The sequence below is a fragment of the Streptomyces alfalfae genome (assembly GCF_004127445.1).
Lineage (GTDB): Bacteria > Actinomycetota > Actinomycetes > Streptomycetales > Streptomycetaceae > Streptomyces > Streptomyces alfalfae.
Window position 1 is genome coordinate 18617 of record NZ_QEXM01000049.1, and the last position, 17073, is coordinate 35689.

The following is a 17073-nucleotide window of genomic DNA, read 5'->3' on the forward strand; positions in this document are numbered from 1 at the left end:
GGTCCAACAGGTACTCTCAAGCCGATATGAGCAGCGAGAACCTCCCCCAGAGCCCTGAGCAGCGCCCCGAGTCGAGCTCTGAGCGGCCGCCCCGCAAGCCCCGTGTGGCCGTCGTCTTCGGCGGCCGCAGTTCGGAGCACGGCATCTCCGTCGTCACGGCCGGCGCCGTGCTGCGCGCGATCGACCGCACCAAGTACGACGTCCTGCCCATCGGCATCACGACGGACGGCCGCTGGGCGCTGACCGCCGACGAGCCCGAGCGGATGGCCATCGCCGACCGCAGGATGCCGAACGTCGCCGAGATCGCGGACTCGATGGAGGGCGGCGTCGTCCTGCCGGTCGACCCCGGCAACCGCGAGGTCGTCTACAGCGAGCCCGGCTCCGTGCCCAAGGTGCTCGGCGAGGTCGACGTCGTCTTCCCGATGCTGCACGGCCCCTACGGCGAGGACGGCACCCTCCAGGGACTGCTCGAACTCTCCGGCGTGCCGTACGTGGGCTCCGGTGTCCTCGCCTCGGCCGTGGGCCAGGACAAGGACTACATGAAGCGGGTGTTCACCTCCTTCGGGCTCGACGTCGGCCCCTACCTGGTGATCCGCCCCCGCGAGTGGCGGCAGGACGAGGCGGGCGCCCGGCAGCGGGTCGCGGACTTCGCGGCCGAGCACGGCTGGCCGCTGTTCATCAAGCCCGCGCGCGCGGGCTCCTCGATCGGCATCACGAAGGTGGACTCCTTCGAGGGCCTGGACGAGGCGATCGCCGAGGCGCAGCGCCACGACCCGAAGATCCTCGTCGAGGCCCTGCTGCGCGGCCGGGAGATCGAGTGCGGCGTCCTGGAGTTCGAGGAGGGCCCCCGGGCGAGCGTGCCCGCCGAGATCCCCCCGGTGCAGACGCACGACTACTACGACTTCGAGGCGAAGTACATCGACTCGACGCCCGGCATCGTGCCCGCGCCGCTGACGCCCGAGGAGACCGCGGAGATCCAGCGCCTCGCCGTCGAGGCCTTCGAGGCGGCGTCCTGCGAGGGCCTGGTGCGCGCGGACTTCTTCCTCACCGAGGACGGACGCTTCGTGATCAACGAGATCAACACCATGCCGGGCTTCACGCCCATCTCGATGTACCCGCAGATGTGGGAGAAGAGCGGCGTCGGCTACGCGGAGCTGGTGGACCGCCTGATCCAGGCGGCCCTCACCCGCTCCACGGGCCTGCGCTGACGCTCAGGCGATCCCCTTGGGGATCGTCTTCTTGATGGGGGCGGCGAAGTCCGTGAGCGGACTCAGGCCGCCCCCCGCACGCTCCGCGGGCAGCGTCACCTCCACATAGGCGAGGCGCGCCCCGGTGGTGAAGGTGTACGAGCCGTCGTCGTGCTTCTGCAGCAGCCAGGCGACACCGTTCACGTCCACGCTGTTCTTCCCGGCGTACGTGGTGTCGATCATCTTCGGGGGCCGCTCGACACCACAGCGCAGTATGATCGCCGGGTCTCCCCACCCGGCGGTCAGCTCCGACGTGGGCCCGGGGTCGGTCCGCTCCAGTCCGTCGACCTTCTCCGGCAGCTGTCCGTGCAGGTCCCGGCAGAGTCCCGCGGCCTTCGCGGCCGGGGAGGGAACCACCACTGACGCCTCGTCGTCCGAAGATGAACAGGCCGCCGCCGTGATCAGCAGCGCGAGGGCGGACGTTCCTGCGAGGCAGCGGCGCCGGAGACGGGGGATGTTCACCGGGCCAGGTTAGACGGGGGCTACAAGTGCACGACCGGGCAGGTCAGGGTTCTGGTGATGCCGTCCACTTGCTGGACCTTGGCGACCACCATGCGGCCGAGTTCGTCCACCGTGTCCGCCTGCGCGCGCACGATGACATCGTAGGGACCGGTCACGTCCTCGGCCTGGATCACTCCGGGGATCTTGCCGATCAGCTCGGCGACGGTCGACGCCTTGCCGACCTCTGTTTGGATCAGGATGTACGCCTGTACCACGGAACCTCCAGGGCGGCCACGAGGATCATGTGGGGAGAAGGGACGCCACGGTACCGCGTCGCCGCTCGCCGCGGGGAGACCCGGGCGGGCTGTGGCGCACATCGTGGTGGACGGCCAGCAGAATGCAACGGTCACGTCGACCGTACCGACGACGCAGACGGCTCGCGACCGCAAGCCGAGCAGTGTGAAAGGGCATGGTGAGACTCGGTGAAGGGAACCGTGGGCGAGTTGGGGGAGTTCGGGCTCATCAGGGAGCTCACCTCGCGGCTCACCTCCACCCCGGCCGTACGGATCGGCCCCGGCGATGACGCCGCGGTCGTCTCCGCTCCGGACCGCAGGGTCGTGGCGAGCACCGACATCCTCCTCGAAGGGCGGCACTTCCGCCGCGACTGGTCCACCGCGTACGACGTGGGCCGCAAGGCCGCCGCGCAGAACCTCGCCGACATCGCCGCCATGGGCGCCGTGCCGACCGCGCTCCTGCTCGGCCTCGTCGTCCCCGCCGAACTGCCCGCGAGCTGGCCGACCGAGCTGATGGACGGCATCCGGGACGAGTGCCAGGTCGCCGGCGCGGCCGTCGTGGGCGGCGACGTGGTGCGCGGCGACACGATCACCGTCGCGATCACCGCCCTCGGCGACCTGCGCAACCACGAGGCCGTCACGCGCGGGGGCGCCAAGACCGGCGACGTCGTCGCCGTCACCGGCTGGCTGGGCTGGTCCGCGGCGGGCCACGCGGTGCTCTCGCGGGGCTTCCACTCCCCGCGCGCCTTCGTGGAGGCCCACCGCAGGCCCGAGCCGCCCTACCACGCGGGACCCGCGGCCGCGGGGCTCGGCGCGACCTCCATGACGGACGTCAGCGACGGCCTCATCGCCGACCTCGGCCACATCGCCGAGGCGAGCAAGGTGCGCATCGACATCCGCTCCGGAGACGTCGACGTGCCCTCCCAGATGAACGACATCGGCCAGGCCGTCGGCGTCGACCCGCTGCAGTGGGTGCTCAACGGCGGCGAGGACCACGCGATCGTGGCGACCTTCCCCGCCGACGTGAAGCTGCCCGCCCGCTGGAAGGTCATCGGCGAGGTGCTGAACCCCTCCGCGCTGCCCCAGGTGACCGTGGACGGGGCGCCCTGGACCAGCAAGGGCTGGGACCACTTCGGGGACAACGGAGACGCCGGATGAGCGCGCGCCCCACGGCGGCCCCGGCCGCTCCGCCGCGCGTCCTGACCGTCGCGGGCTCCGACTCCGGCGGCGGCGCGGGCATCCAGGCCGACCTGAAGACGATGCTGGCCCTCGGCACCCACGGCATGAGCGTCGTCACGGCCGTCACCGCGCAGAACTCGCTGGGCGTGCAGGGCTTCTGGGAGCTTCCGGCCGAGGCGGTGCGGGCCCAGTACCGCAGCGTCGTCGACGACATCGGCGTAGGAGCCGTCAAGACCGGCATGCTCGCCTCGGCCGAACTCGTCGAGACCGTGGCGGAGTTGCTGGCCGGCACGGACGCGCCCGCCGTCGTCGACCCGGTCGGCGTCTCCAAGCACGGCGACCCGCTGCTCGCGGCGTCCGCACTCGACTCGGTGCGGACGAAGCTGCTGCCGGCCGCCACGGTCGCGACGCCCAACCTCGACGAGGTCGCCCAACTGACCGGCGTCGAGGTCACCTCCGAGGACGGCCTGCGCCGCGCCGCCGCCGCGGTCCTCGCGTACGGGCCCACGTGGGTGCTCATCAAGGGCGGCCACCTCAAGGGCGAGGCCGTGGACCTGCTCACCGACGGCTTTGACGAGCACGTCCTGCGCGCCCCGCGCCACGACAACCGGCACACCCACGGCACCGGGTGCACACTGGCCAGCGCGATCGCCGCGCGGCTCGCCCTGGGCGACGACGTCCCCGCGGCCGTCGCGGCGGCCAAGGAGTACGTGACCGGCGCGATCGCCGCCGGGTTCGCGCTCGGCGGCGGGATCGGCCCGGTCGATCACGGCTGGCGGTTCCGGGAGGCGTAGTCCCGCGCGGTGTGCGGGCCGCCCTCCGCGGGCCCGTAGTCCTTGAGCGTGATGCCGTTCGCGGCCCTCTCCGTCAGCCGCTTGAAGAAGCCCGCGAGGAAGCGCGAGGCGAGCAGCCGGTACGCCCGGTCCCGGCTGCGGATCCTCCTTTCCGTGGGCGGCGCGAGGAAGGGCCCCGCGTTGCCCGACGTCCTCTGGCAGCCCCGGGCGTAGTCGCGGACCTCGGCCTCGTACGCCGCGAAGGCGGCACGGTGGTCACCGCGCGCCGCCGCCAGCTCCCGCTCGGCCAGCGGCTGCGCCGCGACCAGCTCGCGCAGTTCCGGCACGAGAGCGGGGCCGGCGCCCAGCGCCAGGTCGGCCTCGGCGCGGTCCTGCGTGGCCGCGAGCCGCCGCTCGTCGAGGCGGGCGACCAGGGGCCCGGCGTCCGGGAGGTCCGCGGGGGCCGGGCCCCGCCACAGCCCGAGCGCCTCCTGGAGCAGCGCGGCGGCCCCGGCGTGGACCCCGGAGCCGAGGCCCGGCGGCCCTCGCGGCTCAGGCGCTCGAAGCGGTGGAGGTCGACGTCGTCGGGGGAGACGGCGACGCGGTACCCGCCGGGAGCCGCCGGGATGTCCGGGCCGAGGCGCTTGCGCAGCCGGGAGACCTGCGACTGGAGGGCGTTGCCCGCGCCCGCCGGGGGGTCGTCCCCGTAGAGCCCGCCGATGAGCCGCTCGGCGGAGACGGTGCGGCCCGCGTCCAGGAGCAGCAGGGTGAGCAGCGCGCGCGGGCGCGGCCCGCCGGGGTCCAGGGGAGTGCCGTCGCAGGAGCGTATGTCCAGGGGGCCGAGGACGCCGAAGCGCATCCGCCAGATTCTGGCAGGGCTCTCATACGGGGGGCACGTGGCTCCCCGCGCGCGTGGGCACACGAAAAAGCCGGCCCCCCTGACGGGGAACCGGCTGATTCAGCAACCAGCTAGGTGGCCGCGCTGACGTCAGCGCGAGACCTTGCCGGCCTTGATGCACGAGGTGCAGGCGTTGAGGCGCTTCGGCGTCCCGCTCACCACGGCACGCACACGCTGGATGTTCGGGTTCCAGCGACGGGGCGTACGGCGGTGCGAGTGCGAGATGTTGTTGCCGAAGCCCGGCCCCTTGCCGCAGACGTCGCAGTTGGCAGCCACGGGTCACTCCAAAGACTTCAGATGCACTTACGGTTAATCCCGGCATGCCGGGATCAGTGCAATGATCGGAATGGCGTTGCCAGGAGGAATGTCCCGATGTGTATCGGGCAACCGGAGCAGCATACAACGACTGCTTCGGTACAACGAAACTACCATGCATTCCCCGGCCCCCGCCCCGGAGCCCCCGTTCACCCCGGGTCTACGCTGCGTCCATCCCGAGCATGGTCAAGGAGGCGAACAGGTGCCGCAGAACCTCGACGCGGTCGCGGTGCGCGCCTGGTGCCGGCTGGCTCTGGAGGCCCTGGGCGGGGCCCGCGAGGAGATCGACGCCATCAACGTCTACCCGGTCGCCGACGGCGACACGGGGACGAACCTCTACCTGACCATGGAGTCGGCGTCCCAGGCGGTCGACGCCGCCTTCACGGGCCATGAGCCCGCCGCCCCCTCGCTGGCCCAGACGGTGCGCGCGATGGCCCACGGGGCCCTCATCGGCGCCCGCGGCAACTCGGGCACGATCCTCTCCCAGCTCCTGCGCGGCATGGCCCAGGTCCTCGGCGGCCCGGACGGCGAGGGCGCACGTGAGGCGGATCACGCCGACGGCCGGACCCTGGAGCTGGCCCTGCGCCGGGCCGCGGAGTCCGCGTACGAGGCGGTCGCGCACCCGGTCGAGGGCACCGTCCTCACGGTGGCGACCGCCGCGGCGCAGGCGGCGTCGGCCGAGGGCGCCGGCGACTGCGAGGCCGTGGCGCGCGCCTCCTACGAGGGGGCGCGCGCGGCCCTGGCCCTGACCCCGGGGCAGCTCGCCGTGCTCGGCCGGGCCGGTGTGGTGGACGCGGGCGGCCGGGGCCTCGTCGCGGTGCTCGGGGCGCTGGTGGCCGCGCTGTCGGGCGAGAAGGTGTCGTTCACGAGCGCCGGGGGCGGCCACGCACGCGTGGTGGCCGGCGCGGACGAGGGTCCTCCGGCGGTGGACCGGGTCGCCGGGTGCGACGACCTCCCGGCCGGCGAGGGCGGCCCCGCCTTCGAGGTGATCTACCTCCTGGAGGCGGACGACGCCGCGGTCGCCCGGCTGCGGACCCGGCTCGACCGGCTCGGCGACTCCCTCGTGGTGGTCGGCGGCGACGGACTGTGGAACGTCCACGTCCATGTCGACGACGCGGGAGCGGCCGTCGAGGCGGGCGTGGAGGCGGGCCGCCCGCACCGCATCCGCATCACCCACTTCGGTCTCGGCGACGCGCACACCACCCCGCAGCCGCCCAGGGAGCGCGCTCAGCGGGCCATCGTCGCGGTCGTCCCCGGCGAGGGGCTGGCCGGGCTCTACGCCGAGGCCGGGGCGACCACCGTGCCGACGCGCGTGGGGGAGCCGCCCGCGAGCGGCGAACTGGTCGACGCCGTCCGGCGGGCGCACGCGCGCGAAGTGGTGCTCCTGCCCAACGACGCGGAGCTGCGGCACACGGCCGCCGCCGCGGCGCAGCAGGCGCGGGCGGAGGGCGTGCGCGTCGCGCTGATCCCCACCCGCTCCGCGGTGCAGGGCCTCGCGGCCCTCGCCGTGCACGAGCCGGACCGAGGCTTCGACGAGGACGTGGTGGCCATGACGTCGGCGGCCGGCGCGACCCGCTACGGCGAACTGGCCGTCGCCGAGCGGCAGTCGTGGACCATGGCGGGCATCTGCCAGGCCGGTGACGTGCTCGGCCTCATCGACGGCGACGTCGCCGTGATCGGCGCGGAGGTCGCGCGCACCGCCACCTCGGTCCTCGACCGCATGCTGTCCGCCGGCGGAGAGATGGTCACGCTCGTCCTCGGCGACTCCGTCCCCGACACGGTGGCCGAGCGGCTGGAGAAGCATGTGCGCGAGACGTACCTGGCCGTCGACACGGTCGTCTACCGCGGCGGGCGCCAGGCGGCGTTGATGCTGATCGGCGTGGAGTAGCGCACTCCGGGAGGCCCCCGCGCACACGGCGCGCCCCCGCTCACCCGGCCGGTGAGCAGCGGATGCCGGGCACCTGCGGCGGATTGTCAGTGGGGTGGTGTGCAATGGATCTCGTGCCTGCGCTCGAAGAACCCCTGAAGAAAGTGGTCGGTCCCGCCACCGCCAAGGTGATGGCCGAGCACCTCGACCTGCACACGGTCGGCGACCTCCTGCACCACTACCCCCGGCGGTATGCCGAGCGGGGCGAGCTGACCCGCCTCGCCGACCTCCCGCTGGACGAGCACGTCACGGTGGTCGCCCAGGTCGCGAGCGCGCGCCTGCACACGTTCAAGTCGCCCAAGGCGCCCCGCGGCCAGGGCCAGCGCCTCGAAGTCACCATCACCGACGGCAGCGGCGAGCTCCGCCTGGTCTTCTTCGGCCGTGGCGTCCACAAACCGCACACGGAGCTGCTGCCCGGCACCCGCGCGATGTTCGCGGGCAAGGTCTCCGTCTTCAACCACCGCCTCCAGCTGGCCCACCCGGCGTACGAACCGCTGCGCGGCGGCGACCCCGACGCCGTGGACAGCTGGGCCGGCGCGCTCATCCCGATCTATCCGGCGTGCAAGCAGCTGGAGTCCTGGAAGATCGCCAAGTCGGTCGACATGGTCCTGCCCAGCGCCCAGGAGGCCGAGGACCCGCTGCCGCCCGCCCTGCGCGACGGCCGGGGCCTCGTCCCGCTCCCCGAAGCGCTCCTGAAGATCCACCGCCCGCACTCCAAGGCGGACATCGCCGCCGCCCGCGACCGCCTGAAGTGGGACGAGGCGTTCGTCCTCCAGGTGGCCCTGGCCCGGCGGCGGCACGCGGACGCGCAACTGCCCGCCGTGGCCCGCAGGCCCAAGGAGGGTGGCCTCCTGGACGCCTTCGACGCCAAGCTCCCCTTCACCCTCACCGAGGGCCAGCAGAAGGTCTCCCGGGAGATCTTCGACGACCTCGCGACCGAGCATCCGATGCACCGCCTCCTCCAGGGAGAGGTCGGATCGGGCAAGACGATGGTCGCCCTGCGCGCCATGCTCGCCGTCGTCGACGCGGGCGGGCAGGCCGCCATGCTCGCGCCGACCGAGGTCCTCGCCCAGCAGCACCACCGCTCGATCGTCGAGATGATGGGCGACCTCGCCGACGGCGGGATGCTCGGCGGCGCCGAGCAGGCGACCAAGGTCACACTGCTCACCGGCTCCATGGGCGCCGCGGGCCGCCGTCAGGCCCTGCTCGACCTGGTCACCGGTGAGGCCGGCATCGTCATCGGCACCCATGCGCTGATCGAGGACAAGGTGCAATTCCACGACCTCGGCCTGGTCGTCGTGGACGAGCAGCACCGCTTCGGCGTCGAGCAGCGCGACGCTCTGCGCGGCAAGGGCAAGCAGCCCCCGCACCTGCTCGTCATGACGGCCACCCCCATTCCGCGCACGGTCGCGATGACGGTCTTCGGCGACCTGGAGACCTCCGTCCTCGACCAGCTCCCGGCAGGGCGTTCGCCGATCGCCAGCCATGTGGTCCCCGCCCAGGACAAGCCCCACTTCCTCGCCCGCGCCTGGGAGCGCGTGCGCGAGGAGGTCGAGAAGGGCCACCAGGCGTACGTGGTGTGCCCGCGGATCGGCGACGAGGAGGACGACCCGAGGAAGGGCGCGAAGACCGGCGGGAAGAAGTCGGCCGAGGACCGGGTGGAGGAGGCGGCCACCGCCGAGAAGCGGCCCCCGCTCGCCGTCCTCGACGTCGCCGAGCAGCTTGCCGGGGGCCCGCTGCGGGGCCTGAAGGTCGAGCCGCTGCACGGCCGCATGCAGCCCGACGACAAGGACGCCGTGATGCGGCGCTTCGCCGCGGGCGAGACCCAGGTCCTGGTCGCGACGACGGTCATCGAGGTCGGGGTGAACGTGCCGAACGCCACCGCCATGGTGATCATGGACGCCGACCGCTTCGGCGTCTCCCAGCTCCACCAGCTGCGCGGCCGGGTCGGCCGCGGCTCCGCCCCCGGCCTCTGCCTCCTGGTCACGGACATGCCCGAGGCCGCGCCCGCCCGCGCCCGCCTCGGGGCCGTCGCCGCCACGCTCGACGGCTTCGAGCTCTCCCGCATCGACCTGGAGCAGCGCCGCGAGGGCGACGTGCTCGGCCAGGCCCAGTCCGGCGTCCGCTCCAGCCTGCGCATGCTCGCGGTCATCGACGACGAGGAGATCATCGCCGCCGCCCGCGAGGAGGCCGTCACGGTGGTGGCCAAGGACCCCGACCTGGAGCACCTGCCCGAGCTGCGCACGGCCCTGGACGCCCTGCTCGACGCCGAGCGCGAGCAGTACCTCGACAAGGGCTGAGCCGCCTCGGTGACCAGGGCCGGCCCACCGCCACAGGCGCTGAGCCGCCCCGGCGGCCGGGGCCGGCCCACCTCGACAAGGGCTGACCCCCGCCCACGCCATATCGTGGAAGGACCACAGCCCAGCCAGCCGCAGCCAGCCAGAAGGACTCAGATGACCCGCGTGATCGCCGGTACGGCCGGCGGACGCCGCCTCGCCGTACCGCCCGGGAACGGCACCCGTCCCACGTCCGACCGGGCGCGCGAGGGCCTCTTCTCCACCTGGCAGGCGCTCCAGGGCACGCTCGACGGCACCCGTGTGCTCGATCTGTACGCGGGTTCGGGAGCCGTCGGCCTGGAGGCCCTCTCCCGGGGCTCGGCGCACACCCTGCTGGTCGAGGCGGACGCGCGGGCGGCCCGCACGATCCGGGAGAACGTGCGGGCGGTCGGTCTGTCCGGAGCCGAGGTGAGAGCGGGCAAAGCCGCCCAGATCATCCGGCAGGGGCGGCCCTCCACCCCGTATGACCTGGTCTTTCTCGATCCGCCCTATGCGGTGGGCGATGACGATCTTCGGGAGATACTGCTCACACTCCGCTCGGAAGGCTGGCTCACGGACGAAGCGCTCGTCACCGTTGAACGCAGTACAAGAGGCGGTGAATTCGGCTGGCCGGAGGGGTTCGAACCTCTCAGGTCCCGTCGCTACGGCGAGGGGACGTTTTGGTACGGTCGCGCCGCCTCTACGTGCGACGACTCAGAGATCGCGCCATGACCGGACCGGAGAGCGAGGGACTCACGATGCGCCGCGCCGTCTGTCCGGGGTCGTTCGACCCCATCACCAATGGACACCTCGACATCATCGCCCGCGCCTCCAAGCTGTACGACGTGGTGCACGTGGCGGTGATGATCAACCAGTCGAAGAAGGGTTTGTTCGGGATCGAGGAGCGGATAGAGCTGATCCGCCAGGTCACGGCCGACTTCGGCAACGTCGAGGTGGAGTCCTTCCACGGCCTCCTCGTCGACTTCTGCAAGCAGCGCGACATCCCGGCCATCGTCAAGGGCCTGCGCGCGGTCAGCGACTTCGACTACGAACTCCAGATGGCCCAGATGAACAACGGCCTCTCGGGCGTCGAGACCCTGTTCGTCCCGACCAACCCCACCTACAGCTTCCTCTCCTCCTCGCTGGTCAAGGAGGTCGCGGCCTGGGGCGGCGATGTCGCGCACCTGCTGCCCCCGGTGGTCCACCAGGCCCTGGTCGAACGCCTGGGCGAGAAGTGACGCCGGAGGCGGGGCGCTGACAGCCCGTCACCCGGTGTCGGGCGGACGACCACTGGCCTTACAGTCGTCCCGTCCGTCTCCCAACCAGCTGTAGAGAGTGGCGAGCACACGGTGGACGTGCAGAAGAAGATCGACGAGATCGTCCGGGCGATCGGCAGCGCCCGGTCCATGCCCATGTCGGCCTCGTGCGTGGTCAACCGCGCCGATCTGCTCTCGATGCTCGAAGAGGTGCGCCAGGCGCTGCCGGGCTCCCTCGCCCAGGCCCAGGAGCTGATCGGCGGACGCGAGCAGCTCGTCGAGCAGGCCCGCCAGGAGGCCGAGCGCATCATCGAGAGCGCGCACGCCGAGCGCGGCTCCCTGATCTCCGACACCGAGGTGGCCCGCCGCTCCCAGGGCGAGGCCGAGCGCATCCTCGCCGAGGCCCGCCAGGCCGCCGAGGACGTCCGCACCGAGGCCGACGACTACGTGGACAGCAAGCTCGCCAACTTCGAGGTCGTCCTCACCAAGACCCTCGGCTCCGTCGGCCGCGGCCGCGAGAAGCTCCTCGGCACCGGACCCGGCCTCGACGAGAACGGGTACGAGGACGAGGACGCCCCCGAGCGCAGCCACGACCCCGAGGCCCTGCGCCGCAACGCCGACGCGTACGTCGACGCCAAGCTCGGCGCTTTCGAGGCGGTCCTCGCCAAGACCCTTGAGGCGGTCGGCCGCGGCCGCCAGACCCTGCACGGCAGGGCCCCCGCCGACGAGCTGGGCTCCCTCGGCGAGGGCACGGGGCCCCAGGGCCACACCACCGACGCCGAGTACCTCGCGGACCTCGCGGCCACCCCGGTCGACGCGCCCGCGCGGCAGCAGGCCCCGCCGCCCCAGCAGCCCCCGGCGCCGCCCCAGGCCCCGCCGGTCCCGCCACAGGAGCCGTACGCACAGCCGCAGCAGCAGCCGGACCCGTACGGGTACCAGGACCAGTACGCGTACCAGCAGCAGCCCTACGGCCAGCAGGACCCGTACGCGTACCAGCACCAGGATCAACACCGGGACCAGCACCAGGGCCTGCCCCAGCAGCACCAGTACGGCTACCCGCAGCAGTCCTACGAGCAGCCCTACGACCAGCACCAACAGCCCCACCCGGCCCAGCAGCCGCACCAGCCCCACCAGCCCCCGTACGAGGCGGCAGGGACGCTGGAGGAGGCCAGCCTCTTCGACACGACCATGATCAGCGCCGAGCAGCTCCGCCAGTACGAGCAGGGGCGCTAGCGAGGCGGTTCGGACCGGATTGGGCCGAGAGCGAAAGGTCAAGTATCCTGGCTCTTCGGTCGCGCATACGTCCGCGACTCGGGCTGCCCACACCAGTGGCGAATGAGCCGCAGCAGTGCGACGGCCCCCCTTTGAACTCCCCGGATCCGAAAGCAGGAGAAGCCCTGAGCACGCGCCTCGACCACCGCAACCCACTCGTGTTCGACACACACGAGCTGGGTCGGCGTCCTGGCGCCATGCAGCGGGTGACCCGCGAGGTCGAAGCCCCCGGTCCGCCCGGTGTCTTCGGCATCGAAGGGGTCATCGGGGTGCCGCAGGGCGCCCCGGTCCAGCTGGACGTCCGTCTTGAGTCGGTCATGGAAGGGGTGCTTGTCACAGGCACCGCCCGTGCATCGGCCGAGGGGGAGTGCGTAAGGTGTCTGGAGCCGCTCGAGCTGGAGCTCGCAGCGGACTTCCAGGAGATGTTCTCGTACCCTGACGCCGACGACCGGGGCCGCGCAGCGGAACCGGCCGACGACGCCGAGGAAGACGAGGACAGGCTCTTTCTCGAGGACGGCATGTTCGACCTCGAGCCCGTGCTGCGTGATGCGGTGGTGCTCGCACTGCCGATGCAGCCGGTGTGCCAGGACGACTGCCCGGGTCTGTGCTCCCAGTGCGGAGCGCGGCTCGCGGACGACCCGGACCACCACCATGACGCCGTCGACATTCGTTGGGCGGCACTGCAGGGACTCGCCGGCACCATCCAGGACGGCGAGAAGGACGAGATGAGCGGCGACGCGCCTCGATCAGCGCACGTCGACGAGAAGCAGGAGAAGTAGCCGTGGCTGTTCCGAAGCGGAAGATGTCGCGCAGCAACACGCGCCACCGCCGGTCGCAGTGGAAGGCTGCGGTCCCCACCTTGGTTTCGTGTGAGCGTTGCCAGGAGCCCAAGCTGCAGCACATCGCGTGCCCGAGCTGTGGCACCTACAACAAGCGCCAGGTCCTCGAGGTCTGAGCGGCTGGTGAGAGGCACCGTGTCTAGCCCCAAGAAGGCGGAAGACGCCAAGAAACTGGCGGAGACAACGGCCTCGTCCCACACGCTTCTGGAAGGGCGGCTCGGGTACAAGCTCGAGTCCGCCCTTCTGGTGCGCGCGCTGACCCACCGTTCGTACGCGTACGAGAACGGCGGCCTGCCGACGAACGAGCGTCTTGAGTTCCTCGGGGACTCCGTGCTCGGTCTCGTCGTCACGGACACGCTGTACCGAACCCACCCCGACCTGCCCGAAGGCCAGTTGGCCAAGTTGCGGGCCGCGGTGGTCAACTCGCGTGCGCTGGCGGAGGTCAGCCGCGGCCTCGAACTCGGCTCCTTCATCCGGCTCGGCCGGGGCGAAGAGGGCACGGGAGGCCGGGACAAGGCATCCATCCTCGCCGACACCCTTGAAGCGGTGATCGGCGCGGTCTATCTGGACCAGGGTCTGGACGCGGCGGGTGAGCTGGTGCACCGGCTCTTCGACCCGCTGATCGAGAAGTCCTCGAACCTGGGAGCGGGCCTGGACTGGAAGACCAGTCTCCAGGAGCTCACCGCGACGGAGAGCCTCGGCGTGCCCGAGTACCTCGTCACGGAGAGCGGACCCGACCACGAGAAGACCTTTACTGCTGCCGCCCGCGTCGGAGGCGTCTCGTACGGCACCGGCACCGGCCGCAGCAAGAAGGAAGCGGAGCAGCAGGCCGCCGAGTCCGCGTGGCGCGCGATCCGCGCCGCGGCGGACGAGCGGTTGAAGGCGGCGGAAGCCGTCGTCGCCGCTGCCGAGCAGGTCGACGGGGGCGCCGAAGCCCCGTCGGTCTGACAGCCGCTTCACCGGCTGGTGCCGGTCGCCCCTCCCGGGGGGTGGCCGGCACCAGCTGTTTCACCGCCTCACGGCGGGCCTCCTGCCCACCCCACCGCCACCCGGAGTGTTCACGTGCCCGAGCTGCCCGAAGTCGAAGTCGTCCGACGCGGCCTTGAGCGCTGGGTCAGCGGTCGGGTGGTGGACGAGGTGCGCGTGCTGCACCCGCGTGCCGTGCGCAGGCACCTCGCGGGCGGAGAGGACTTCGGCGCCCGGCTGCGGGGGCACCGGATCGGGCTCGCCCAGCGGCGCGGCAAGTACCTGTGGCTGCCGCTCGCCGACTCCGCCCAGTCGGTCCTCGCGCACCTCGGGATGAGCGGCCAGCTCCTGGTGCAGCCGCACGACGCCCCGGACGAGAAGCATCTGCGCATCCGTGTGCGGTTCGCCGACGAGCAGGGCACCGAGCTGCGCTTCGTCGACCAGCGGACCTTCGGCGGGCTCTCGCTGCACGACAACACCCCCGACGGGCTGCCCGACGTCATCGCGCACATCGCGCGCGACCCGCTGGACACCGCCTTCGACGACGACGCCTTCCACCTCGCGCTGCGCCGCCGCCGTACGACGATCAAGCGGGCGCTGCTCGACCAGTCGCTGATCAGCGGCGTCGGCAACATCTACGCCGACGAGGCGCTGTGGCGCGCGCGTCTGCACTACGAGCGCCCCACCGCCGGCTTCACGCGCCCCCGCACGGCGGAACTCCTCGGGCATGTGCGGGACGTGATGAACGCGGCCCTCGCCGTCGGCGGCACCAGCTTCGACAGCCTCTACGTCAACGTGAACGGCGAATCCGGCTACTTCGAGCGCTCCCTCGACGCCTACGGCCGCGAGGAGATGCCCTGCCGCCGCTGCGGCACGGCGATCCGCCGCCGCCCCTGGATGAACCGCTCCAGCTACTTCTGCCCGCGCTGTCAGCGCCCGCCGCGCGTCGCGTCGTAACGCTCCTGTGCCCGCAGGACGTCGCCCTGGCGGCCCTCGACGAAATCGATCAGGGCCAGCAGGCGCTCGGCGACCCCCTGTCCGAGCGGGGTGAGCCGGTAGTCCACGCGGGGCGGGTTGGTCGGCTGCGCGTCACGCTGCACCAGGCCGTCGCGCTCCAGCGCGTGCAGGGTCTGGGAGAGCATCTTCTCGCTCACGCCGTCGACGCGGCGGCGCAGTTCGTTGAAGCGGAACGTGCCGTCGTGCAGCGCCCCGAGCGTGAGCGCCCCCCAGCGACCCGTGACGTGCTCCAGCGTGCTCCGGGACGGGCACTGCCGGGAGAACACGTCGAAGGCACGGTCCGTGGAATCCACCATACGGACACGGTACTCCCGGTGAGCGCTTCCCGAGGGGTTGCGCTCACCAACAGATAGCGCGCACCGCGCGGAAGCGGGTCCGGGAGGCGGGACGGCTTTCTCAGAAGCCGAAGTCCTGCGTCCACCAAGGGCCGCCGGGTGCGAAGTGCACGCCGACGCCCAGGGTCTTGTAGTCGCAGTTCAGTATGTTGGCGCGGTGGCCCGAGCTGTTCATCCAGGCGTCCATCACGGACCGGGCGTTCGCCTGGCCGCGGGCGATGTTCTCGCCGCCGAGGTCGGTTATGCCGGCCTTCTCCGCCCGGTCCCACGGCGTCGCGCCGTCCGGGTCGGTGTGGTCGAAGAAGTCGCGCCCCGCCATGTCCGAGCTGAACTCCCCGGCCAGTGCGGCGAGCCCGCTGTCGGCCGTCACGGGGCGGCACCCCGCCTTGGCCCGCTCTTCGTTGACCAGCGTCAGGACGGATGTCTCCGCCGCGCGGCGCTCGGCGCCGGCGCGGTGCTCTTCGGGGGCGCCTCCGGCGCGCGCTCGCGCTCCGGCGTGCGGGACGGGCCCGGCGCCGTCTTGTTGCCGGCCTCGGCCTTCGGGTTCCGCGTCGAGGGCTTCTCGGACGGCGTCCTCGACGGCTCGGGCGCGGCCTGGGAGGGAGCGGGCGCAGGCGCCTGCGCGCGTCCGGAGCCACGGCTCGGCGACGGCTCCCCGCGCTCGACCCCGACGCCGGCGCCGCCCTGGGTGTCCACCTCGGCGGGAGCGGTCGCTGCGCGGACCTTGCCGGGTCCGGTCTCGTCGCCGAGCCGGAAGCCGTCACCGCCGGGCAGCACGCCCGTGCCGACCGCCACGGCGCCCATGGCGACGGCGGCGGAGACGCCGAGCAGGCCCGTCCGCACCGGGGCGGAGGCCCGGTTCCCGCGGCGGTGGCGCGTCGTCCTGCCCGGATGGTTCTCGGGGGTGGCGGCGGCCCGCACACCGCCTGAGCGTCGGTGGCGTCCCATCTCCTGGCCTTTCGTTCCCGCGGTCAACGTGACTCACCCATACGGGTGAGGCTCATCGAGTCGGGACTGTACGCGATGCCGGATGGGGACGAAGTGCCCACGGAGCAATTGGCCGGTTAGCGTGCAGCCATGAACGACGATGTGCGACTCGTGGTGTGGGTGCGCGGGCGGGTGCAGGCCGTGGGATTCCGCTGGTTCACCCGTGCCAAGGCACTGGAGATCGGCGGCCTGTGTGGTTTTGCCCTCAATCTGGAGGACGGCCGCGTGCAAGTGGTCGCCGAGGGGCCGCGCGAGGGGTGCCAGAAGCTGCTCGACTGGCTCCGGGAGGGCGACACACCCGGGCGGGTCGACGGCGTCACGGAGATCTGGGACACACCACGTGGCATATACGAGACCTTCGCCATCCGCTGACGCCGACCCGGGCGGACGCCTTCCCCCGGGTCCCGCGGAGGTCCCCGGCGGGTGACGCGGGCACCTGCCCGAGGCAGAAAGAGCCTGGTGGTTGCCAAGGAACCCCTTGCGGTGGCAGGCTCCGGGAGTAAGGATGATCTCCACGCCCCCAGGGCCCCGCAGGAGAAGCAGCGCCGTCCGTTCCGAGGCCGCGCGCCCCCGGGTCGCCCGCCAGTACGGGGCGTGATCGTGTTGACCGTCAAACTTTTTGGTGAGACTCTGGAAGCCCCGCGCACCTTAGCTGTTTGGCATGTGAGAACGGCCCGGCAAGACCCGCAGAACAACGAGTGCCAAGCACCGCGGGTGCGATTCCCTCACGACCCACACCGCTTCGGTCGGTCACCAGTGTGGAGGACCATCCATCATGGCAAAGGCGCTTCTCGGTTACGTCGGCGGCAGCGACCCGCGACTTCTCGCTGAGATGCGAAGGCTTCAGCAGCGTGTACAGGACCTGGAATCCGAGCTCGTGCGGATTCAGCAGGAGAACGACGCTCTCGCGGCTGCCGCTTCTCACGAATCTCTCATGGAGAGCATCGACGTACCCCAGGCGGAGCCTGCGCTCACCTGACCCCAAATTGAGCACGCTCACACGGGGCCTTCGC

Annotated in this window: 19 protein-coding genes and 3 pseudogenes; 14 read left to right on the plus strand and 8 right to left on the minus strand. The window is 72.1% G+C overall.

What is annotated here, in order from left to right; genetic code table 11:
- The first annotated feature begins 26 nt into the window (after nt 1–26).
- On the plus strand, nt 27–1208 hold the full coding sequence (locus DCW30_RS30635; RefSeq protein ID WP_076684315.1) for a D-alanine--D-alanine ligase family protein: 1182 nt from the start codon (nt 27–29) through the stop codon (nt 1206–1208).
- A gap of 3 nt (nt 1209–1211) precedes the next feature.
- Here DCW30_RS30635 and DCW30_RS30640 read toward each other — a convergent pair whose 3' ends face one another.
- Together DCW30_RS30640 and DCW30_RS30645 are read right to left on the minus strand one after the other, a co-directional pair.
- On the minus strand, nt 1212–1709 hold the full coding sequence (locus tag DCW30_RS30640; RefSeq protein WP_062779275.1) for a DUF3515 domain-containing protein: 498 nt from the start codon (nt 1707–1709) through the stop codon (nt 1212–1214).
- 20 nt (nt 1710–1729) lie between these two features.
- The gene (locus tag DCW30_RS30645; RefSeq protein WP_016642988.1) at nt 1730–1963 is read right to left on the minus strand and encodes an Lrp/AsnC family transcriptional regulator; all 234 of its coding nucleotides are present in this window, start codon (nt 1961–1963) and stop codon (nt 1730–1732) included.
- A gap of 207 nt (nt 1964–2170) precedes the next feature.
- On the opposite strand from DCW30_RS30645, the gene DCW30_RS30650 reads away from it, so the two are divergent.
- Both DCW30_RS30650 and thiD read left to right on the plus strand, forming a co-directional pair.
- Nucleotides 2171–3139: a thiamine-phosphate kinase gene (locus DCW30_RS30650; RefSeq protein ID WP_062779278.1), complete on the plus strand. Its 969-nt coding sequence runs from the start codon at nt 2171–2173 to the stop codon at nt 3137–3139.
- Nucleotides 3136–3954: a bifunctional hydroxymethylpyrimidine kinase/phosphomethylpyrimidine kinase gene (thiD, locus tag DCW30_RS30655; protein WP_062779281.1), complete on the plus strand. Its 819-nt coding sequence runs from the start codon at nt 3136–3138 to the stop codon at nt 3952–3954. The genes DCW30_RS30650 and thiD overlap by 4 nt, the downstream gene beginning before the upstream one ends.
- Here the strand turns inward: thiD and DCW30_RS37700 are convergent.
- The 4 genes and pseudogenes from DCW30_RS37700 to rpmB all read right to left on the minus strand — a co-directional run bounded on the left by DCW30_RS37700 (nt 3927) and on the right by rpmB (nt 5107).
- Entirely contained in the window at nt 3927–4280 is a 354-nt protein-coding gene (locus tag DCW30_RS37700) for a hypothetical protein (protein ID WP_373569098.1), read from the minus strand. The genes thiD and DCW30_RS37700 overlap by 28 nt on opposite strands.
- Before the next feature lie 6 nt (nt 4281–4286).
- Nucleotides 4287–4433 (minus strand): annotated as a pseudogene (locus tag DCW30_RS37705) (BTAD domain-containing putative transcriptional regulator); the annotation flags it as partial.
- A 188-nt stretch (nt 4434–4621) separates the two neighbouring features.
- Nucleotides 4622–4792 (minus strand): annotated as a pseudogene (locus tag DCW30_RS37710) (regulator); the annotation flags it as partial.
- Nucleotides 4793–4921: 129 nt separating this feature from the next.
- Nucleotides 4922–5107, minus strand: coding sequence for a 50S ribosomal protein L28 (gene rpmB / locus DCW30_RS30665; RefSeq protein ID WP_016642993.1), 186 nt, complete (start codon nt 5105–5107; stop codon nt 4922–4924).
- Nucleotides 5108–5261: 154 nt separating this feature from the next.
- On the opposite strand from rpmB, the gene DCW30_RS30670 reads away from it, so the two are divergent.
- From DCW30_RS30670 to mutM, 9 genes are all read left to right on the plus strand, one after another.
- Entirely contained in the window at nt 5262–7034 is a 1773-nt protein-coding gene (locus DCW30_RS30670; protein ID WP_079249987.1) for a DAK2 domain-containing protein, read from the plus strand.
- A gap of 104 nt (nt 7035–7138) precedes the next feature.
- Nucleotides 7139–9373 (plus strand): ATP-dependent DNA helicase RecG, encoded by a 2235-nt coding sequence (recG, locus tag DCW30_RS30675; RefSeq protein WP_076684312.1) that lies wholly within the window; start codon nt 7139–7141, stop codon nt 9371–9373.
- 153 nt (nt 9374–9526) lie between these two features.
- Nucleotides 9527–10120, plus strand: coding sequence for a 16S rRNA (guanine(966)-N(2))-methyltransferase RsmD (gene rsmD, locus DCW30_RS30680; protein WP_076684311.1), 594 nt, complete (start codon nt 9527–9529; stop codon nt 10118–10120).
- A 26-nt stretch (nt 10121–10146) separates the two neighbouring features.
- Entirely contained in the window at nt 10147–10626 is a 480-nt protein-coding gene (coaD, locus tag DCW30_RS30685) for a pantetheine-phosphate adenylyltransferase (RefSeq protein ID WP_198505155.1), read from the plus strand.
- Nucleotides 10627–10737: 111 nt separating this feature from the next.
- The gene (locus DCW30_RS30690; protein WP_076684310.1) at nt 10738–11877 is read left to right on the plus strand and encodes a cell division initiation protein; all 1140 of its coding nucleotides are present in this window, start codon (nt 10738–10740) and stop codon (nt 11875–11877) included.
- Nucleotides 11878–12008: 131 nt separating this feature from the next.
- Nucleotides 12009–12695: a YceD family protein gene (locus tag DCW30_RS30695; RefSeq protein WP_062779304.1), complete on the plus strand. Its 687-nt coding sequence runs from the start codon at nt 12009–12011 to the stop codon at nt 12693–12695.
- A gap of 2 nt (nt 12696–12697) precedes the next feature.
- A complete protein-coding gene (rpmF, locus tag DCW30_RS30700; RefSeq protein ID WP_003965982.1) occupies nt 12698–12871 on the plus strand; it encodes a 50S ribosomal protein L32 in 174 nt (57 codons plus the stop codon).
- Between the two features lie 7 nt (nt 12872–12878).
- Nucleotides 12879–13703 (plus strand): ribonuclease III, encoded by an 825-nt coding sequence (gene rnc / locus DCW30_RS30705; RefSeq protein WP_076684309.1) that lies wholly within the window; start codon nt 12879–12881, stop codon nt 13701–13703.
- Nucleotides 13704–13817: 114 nt separating this feature from the next.
- The gene (mutM, locus tag DCW30_RS30710; protein WP_076684308.1) at nt 13818–14678 is read left to right on the plus strand and encodes a bifunctional DNA-formamidopyrimidine glycosylase/DNA-(apurinic or apyrimidinic site) lyase; all 861 of its coding nucleotides are present in this window, start codon (nt 13818–13820) and stop codon (nt 14676–14678) included.
- Here the strand turns inward: mutM and DCW30_RS30715 are convergent.
- Nucleotides 14651–15034: a winged helix-turn-helix transcriptional regulator gene (locus DCW30_RS30715; protein ID WP_076684307.1), complete on the minus strand. Its 384-nt coding sequence runs from the start codon at nt 15032–15034 to the stop codon at nt 14651–14653. The genes mutM and DCW30_RS30715 overlap by 28 nt on opposite strands.
- Before the next feature lie 100 nt (nt 15035–15134).
- A pseudogene (locus DCW30_RS30720) lies at nt 15135–16021 on the minus strand (CAP domain-containing protein).
- A gap of 129 nt (nt 16022–16150) precedes the next feature.
- Here DCW30_RS30720 and DCW30_RS30725 point away from each other — a divergent pair.
- The gene (locus DCW30_RS30725; RefSeq protein ID WP_062779321.1) at nt 16151–16432 is read left to right on the plus strand and encodes an acylphosphatase; all 282 of its coding nucleotides are present in this window, start codon (nt 16151–16153) and stop codon (nt 16430–16432) included.
- Nucleotides 16433–16835: 403 nt separating this feature from the next.
- Nucleotides 16836–17039, plus strand: a complete 204-nt coding sequence (locus DCW30_RS30730) for a hypothetical protein (protein WP_030787543.1) — start codon at nt 16836–16838, stop codon at nt 17037–17039.
- Nucleotides 17040–17073: the final 34 nt, after the last annotated feature.

Excerpts from the sequence above, each read along its gene's own strand:
- DCW30_RS30635 (WP_076684315.1), top strand. The coding sequence starts at position 27 with ATGAGCAGCGAGAACCTCCCCCAGAGCCCTGAGCAGCGCCCCGAGTCG.
- thiD (WP_062779281.1), top strand. The coding sequence starts at position 3,136 with ATGAGCGCGCGCCCCACGGCGGCCCCGGCCGCTCCGCCGCGCGTCCTG.
- DCW30_RS30670 (WP_079249987.1), top strand. The coding sequence starts at position 5,262 with ATGCATTCCCCGGCCCCCGCCCCGGAGCCCCCGTTCACCCCGGGTCTA.
- recG (WP_076684312.1), top strand. The coding sequence starts at position 7,139 with ATGGATCTCGTGCCTGCGCTCGAAGAACCCCTGAAGAAAGTGGTCGGT.
- rsmD (WP_076684311.1), top strand. The coding sequence starts at position 9,527 with ATGACCCGCGTGATCGCCGGTACGGCCGGCGGACGCCGCCTCGCCGTA.
- coaD (WP_198505155.1), top strand. The coding sequence starts at position 10,147 with ATGCGCCGCGCCGTCTGTCCGGGGTCGTTCGACCCCATCACCAATGGA.
- DCW30_RS30715 (WP_076684307.1), bottom strand. The coding sequence starts at position 15,034 with ATGGTGGATTCCACGGACCGTGCCTTCGACGTGTTCTCCCGGCAGTGC.
- DCW30_RS30725 (WP_062779321.1), top strand. The coding sequence starts at position 16,151 with ATGAACGACGATGTGCGACTCGTGGTGTGGGTGCGCGGGCGGGTGCAG.
- DCW30_RS30730 (WP_030787543.1), top strand. The coding sequence starts at position 16,836 with ATGGCAAAGGCGCTTCTCGGTTACGTCGGCGGCAGCGACCCGCGACTT.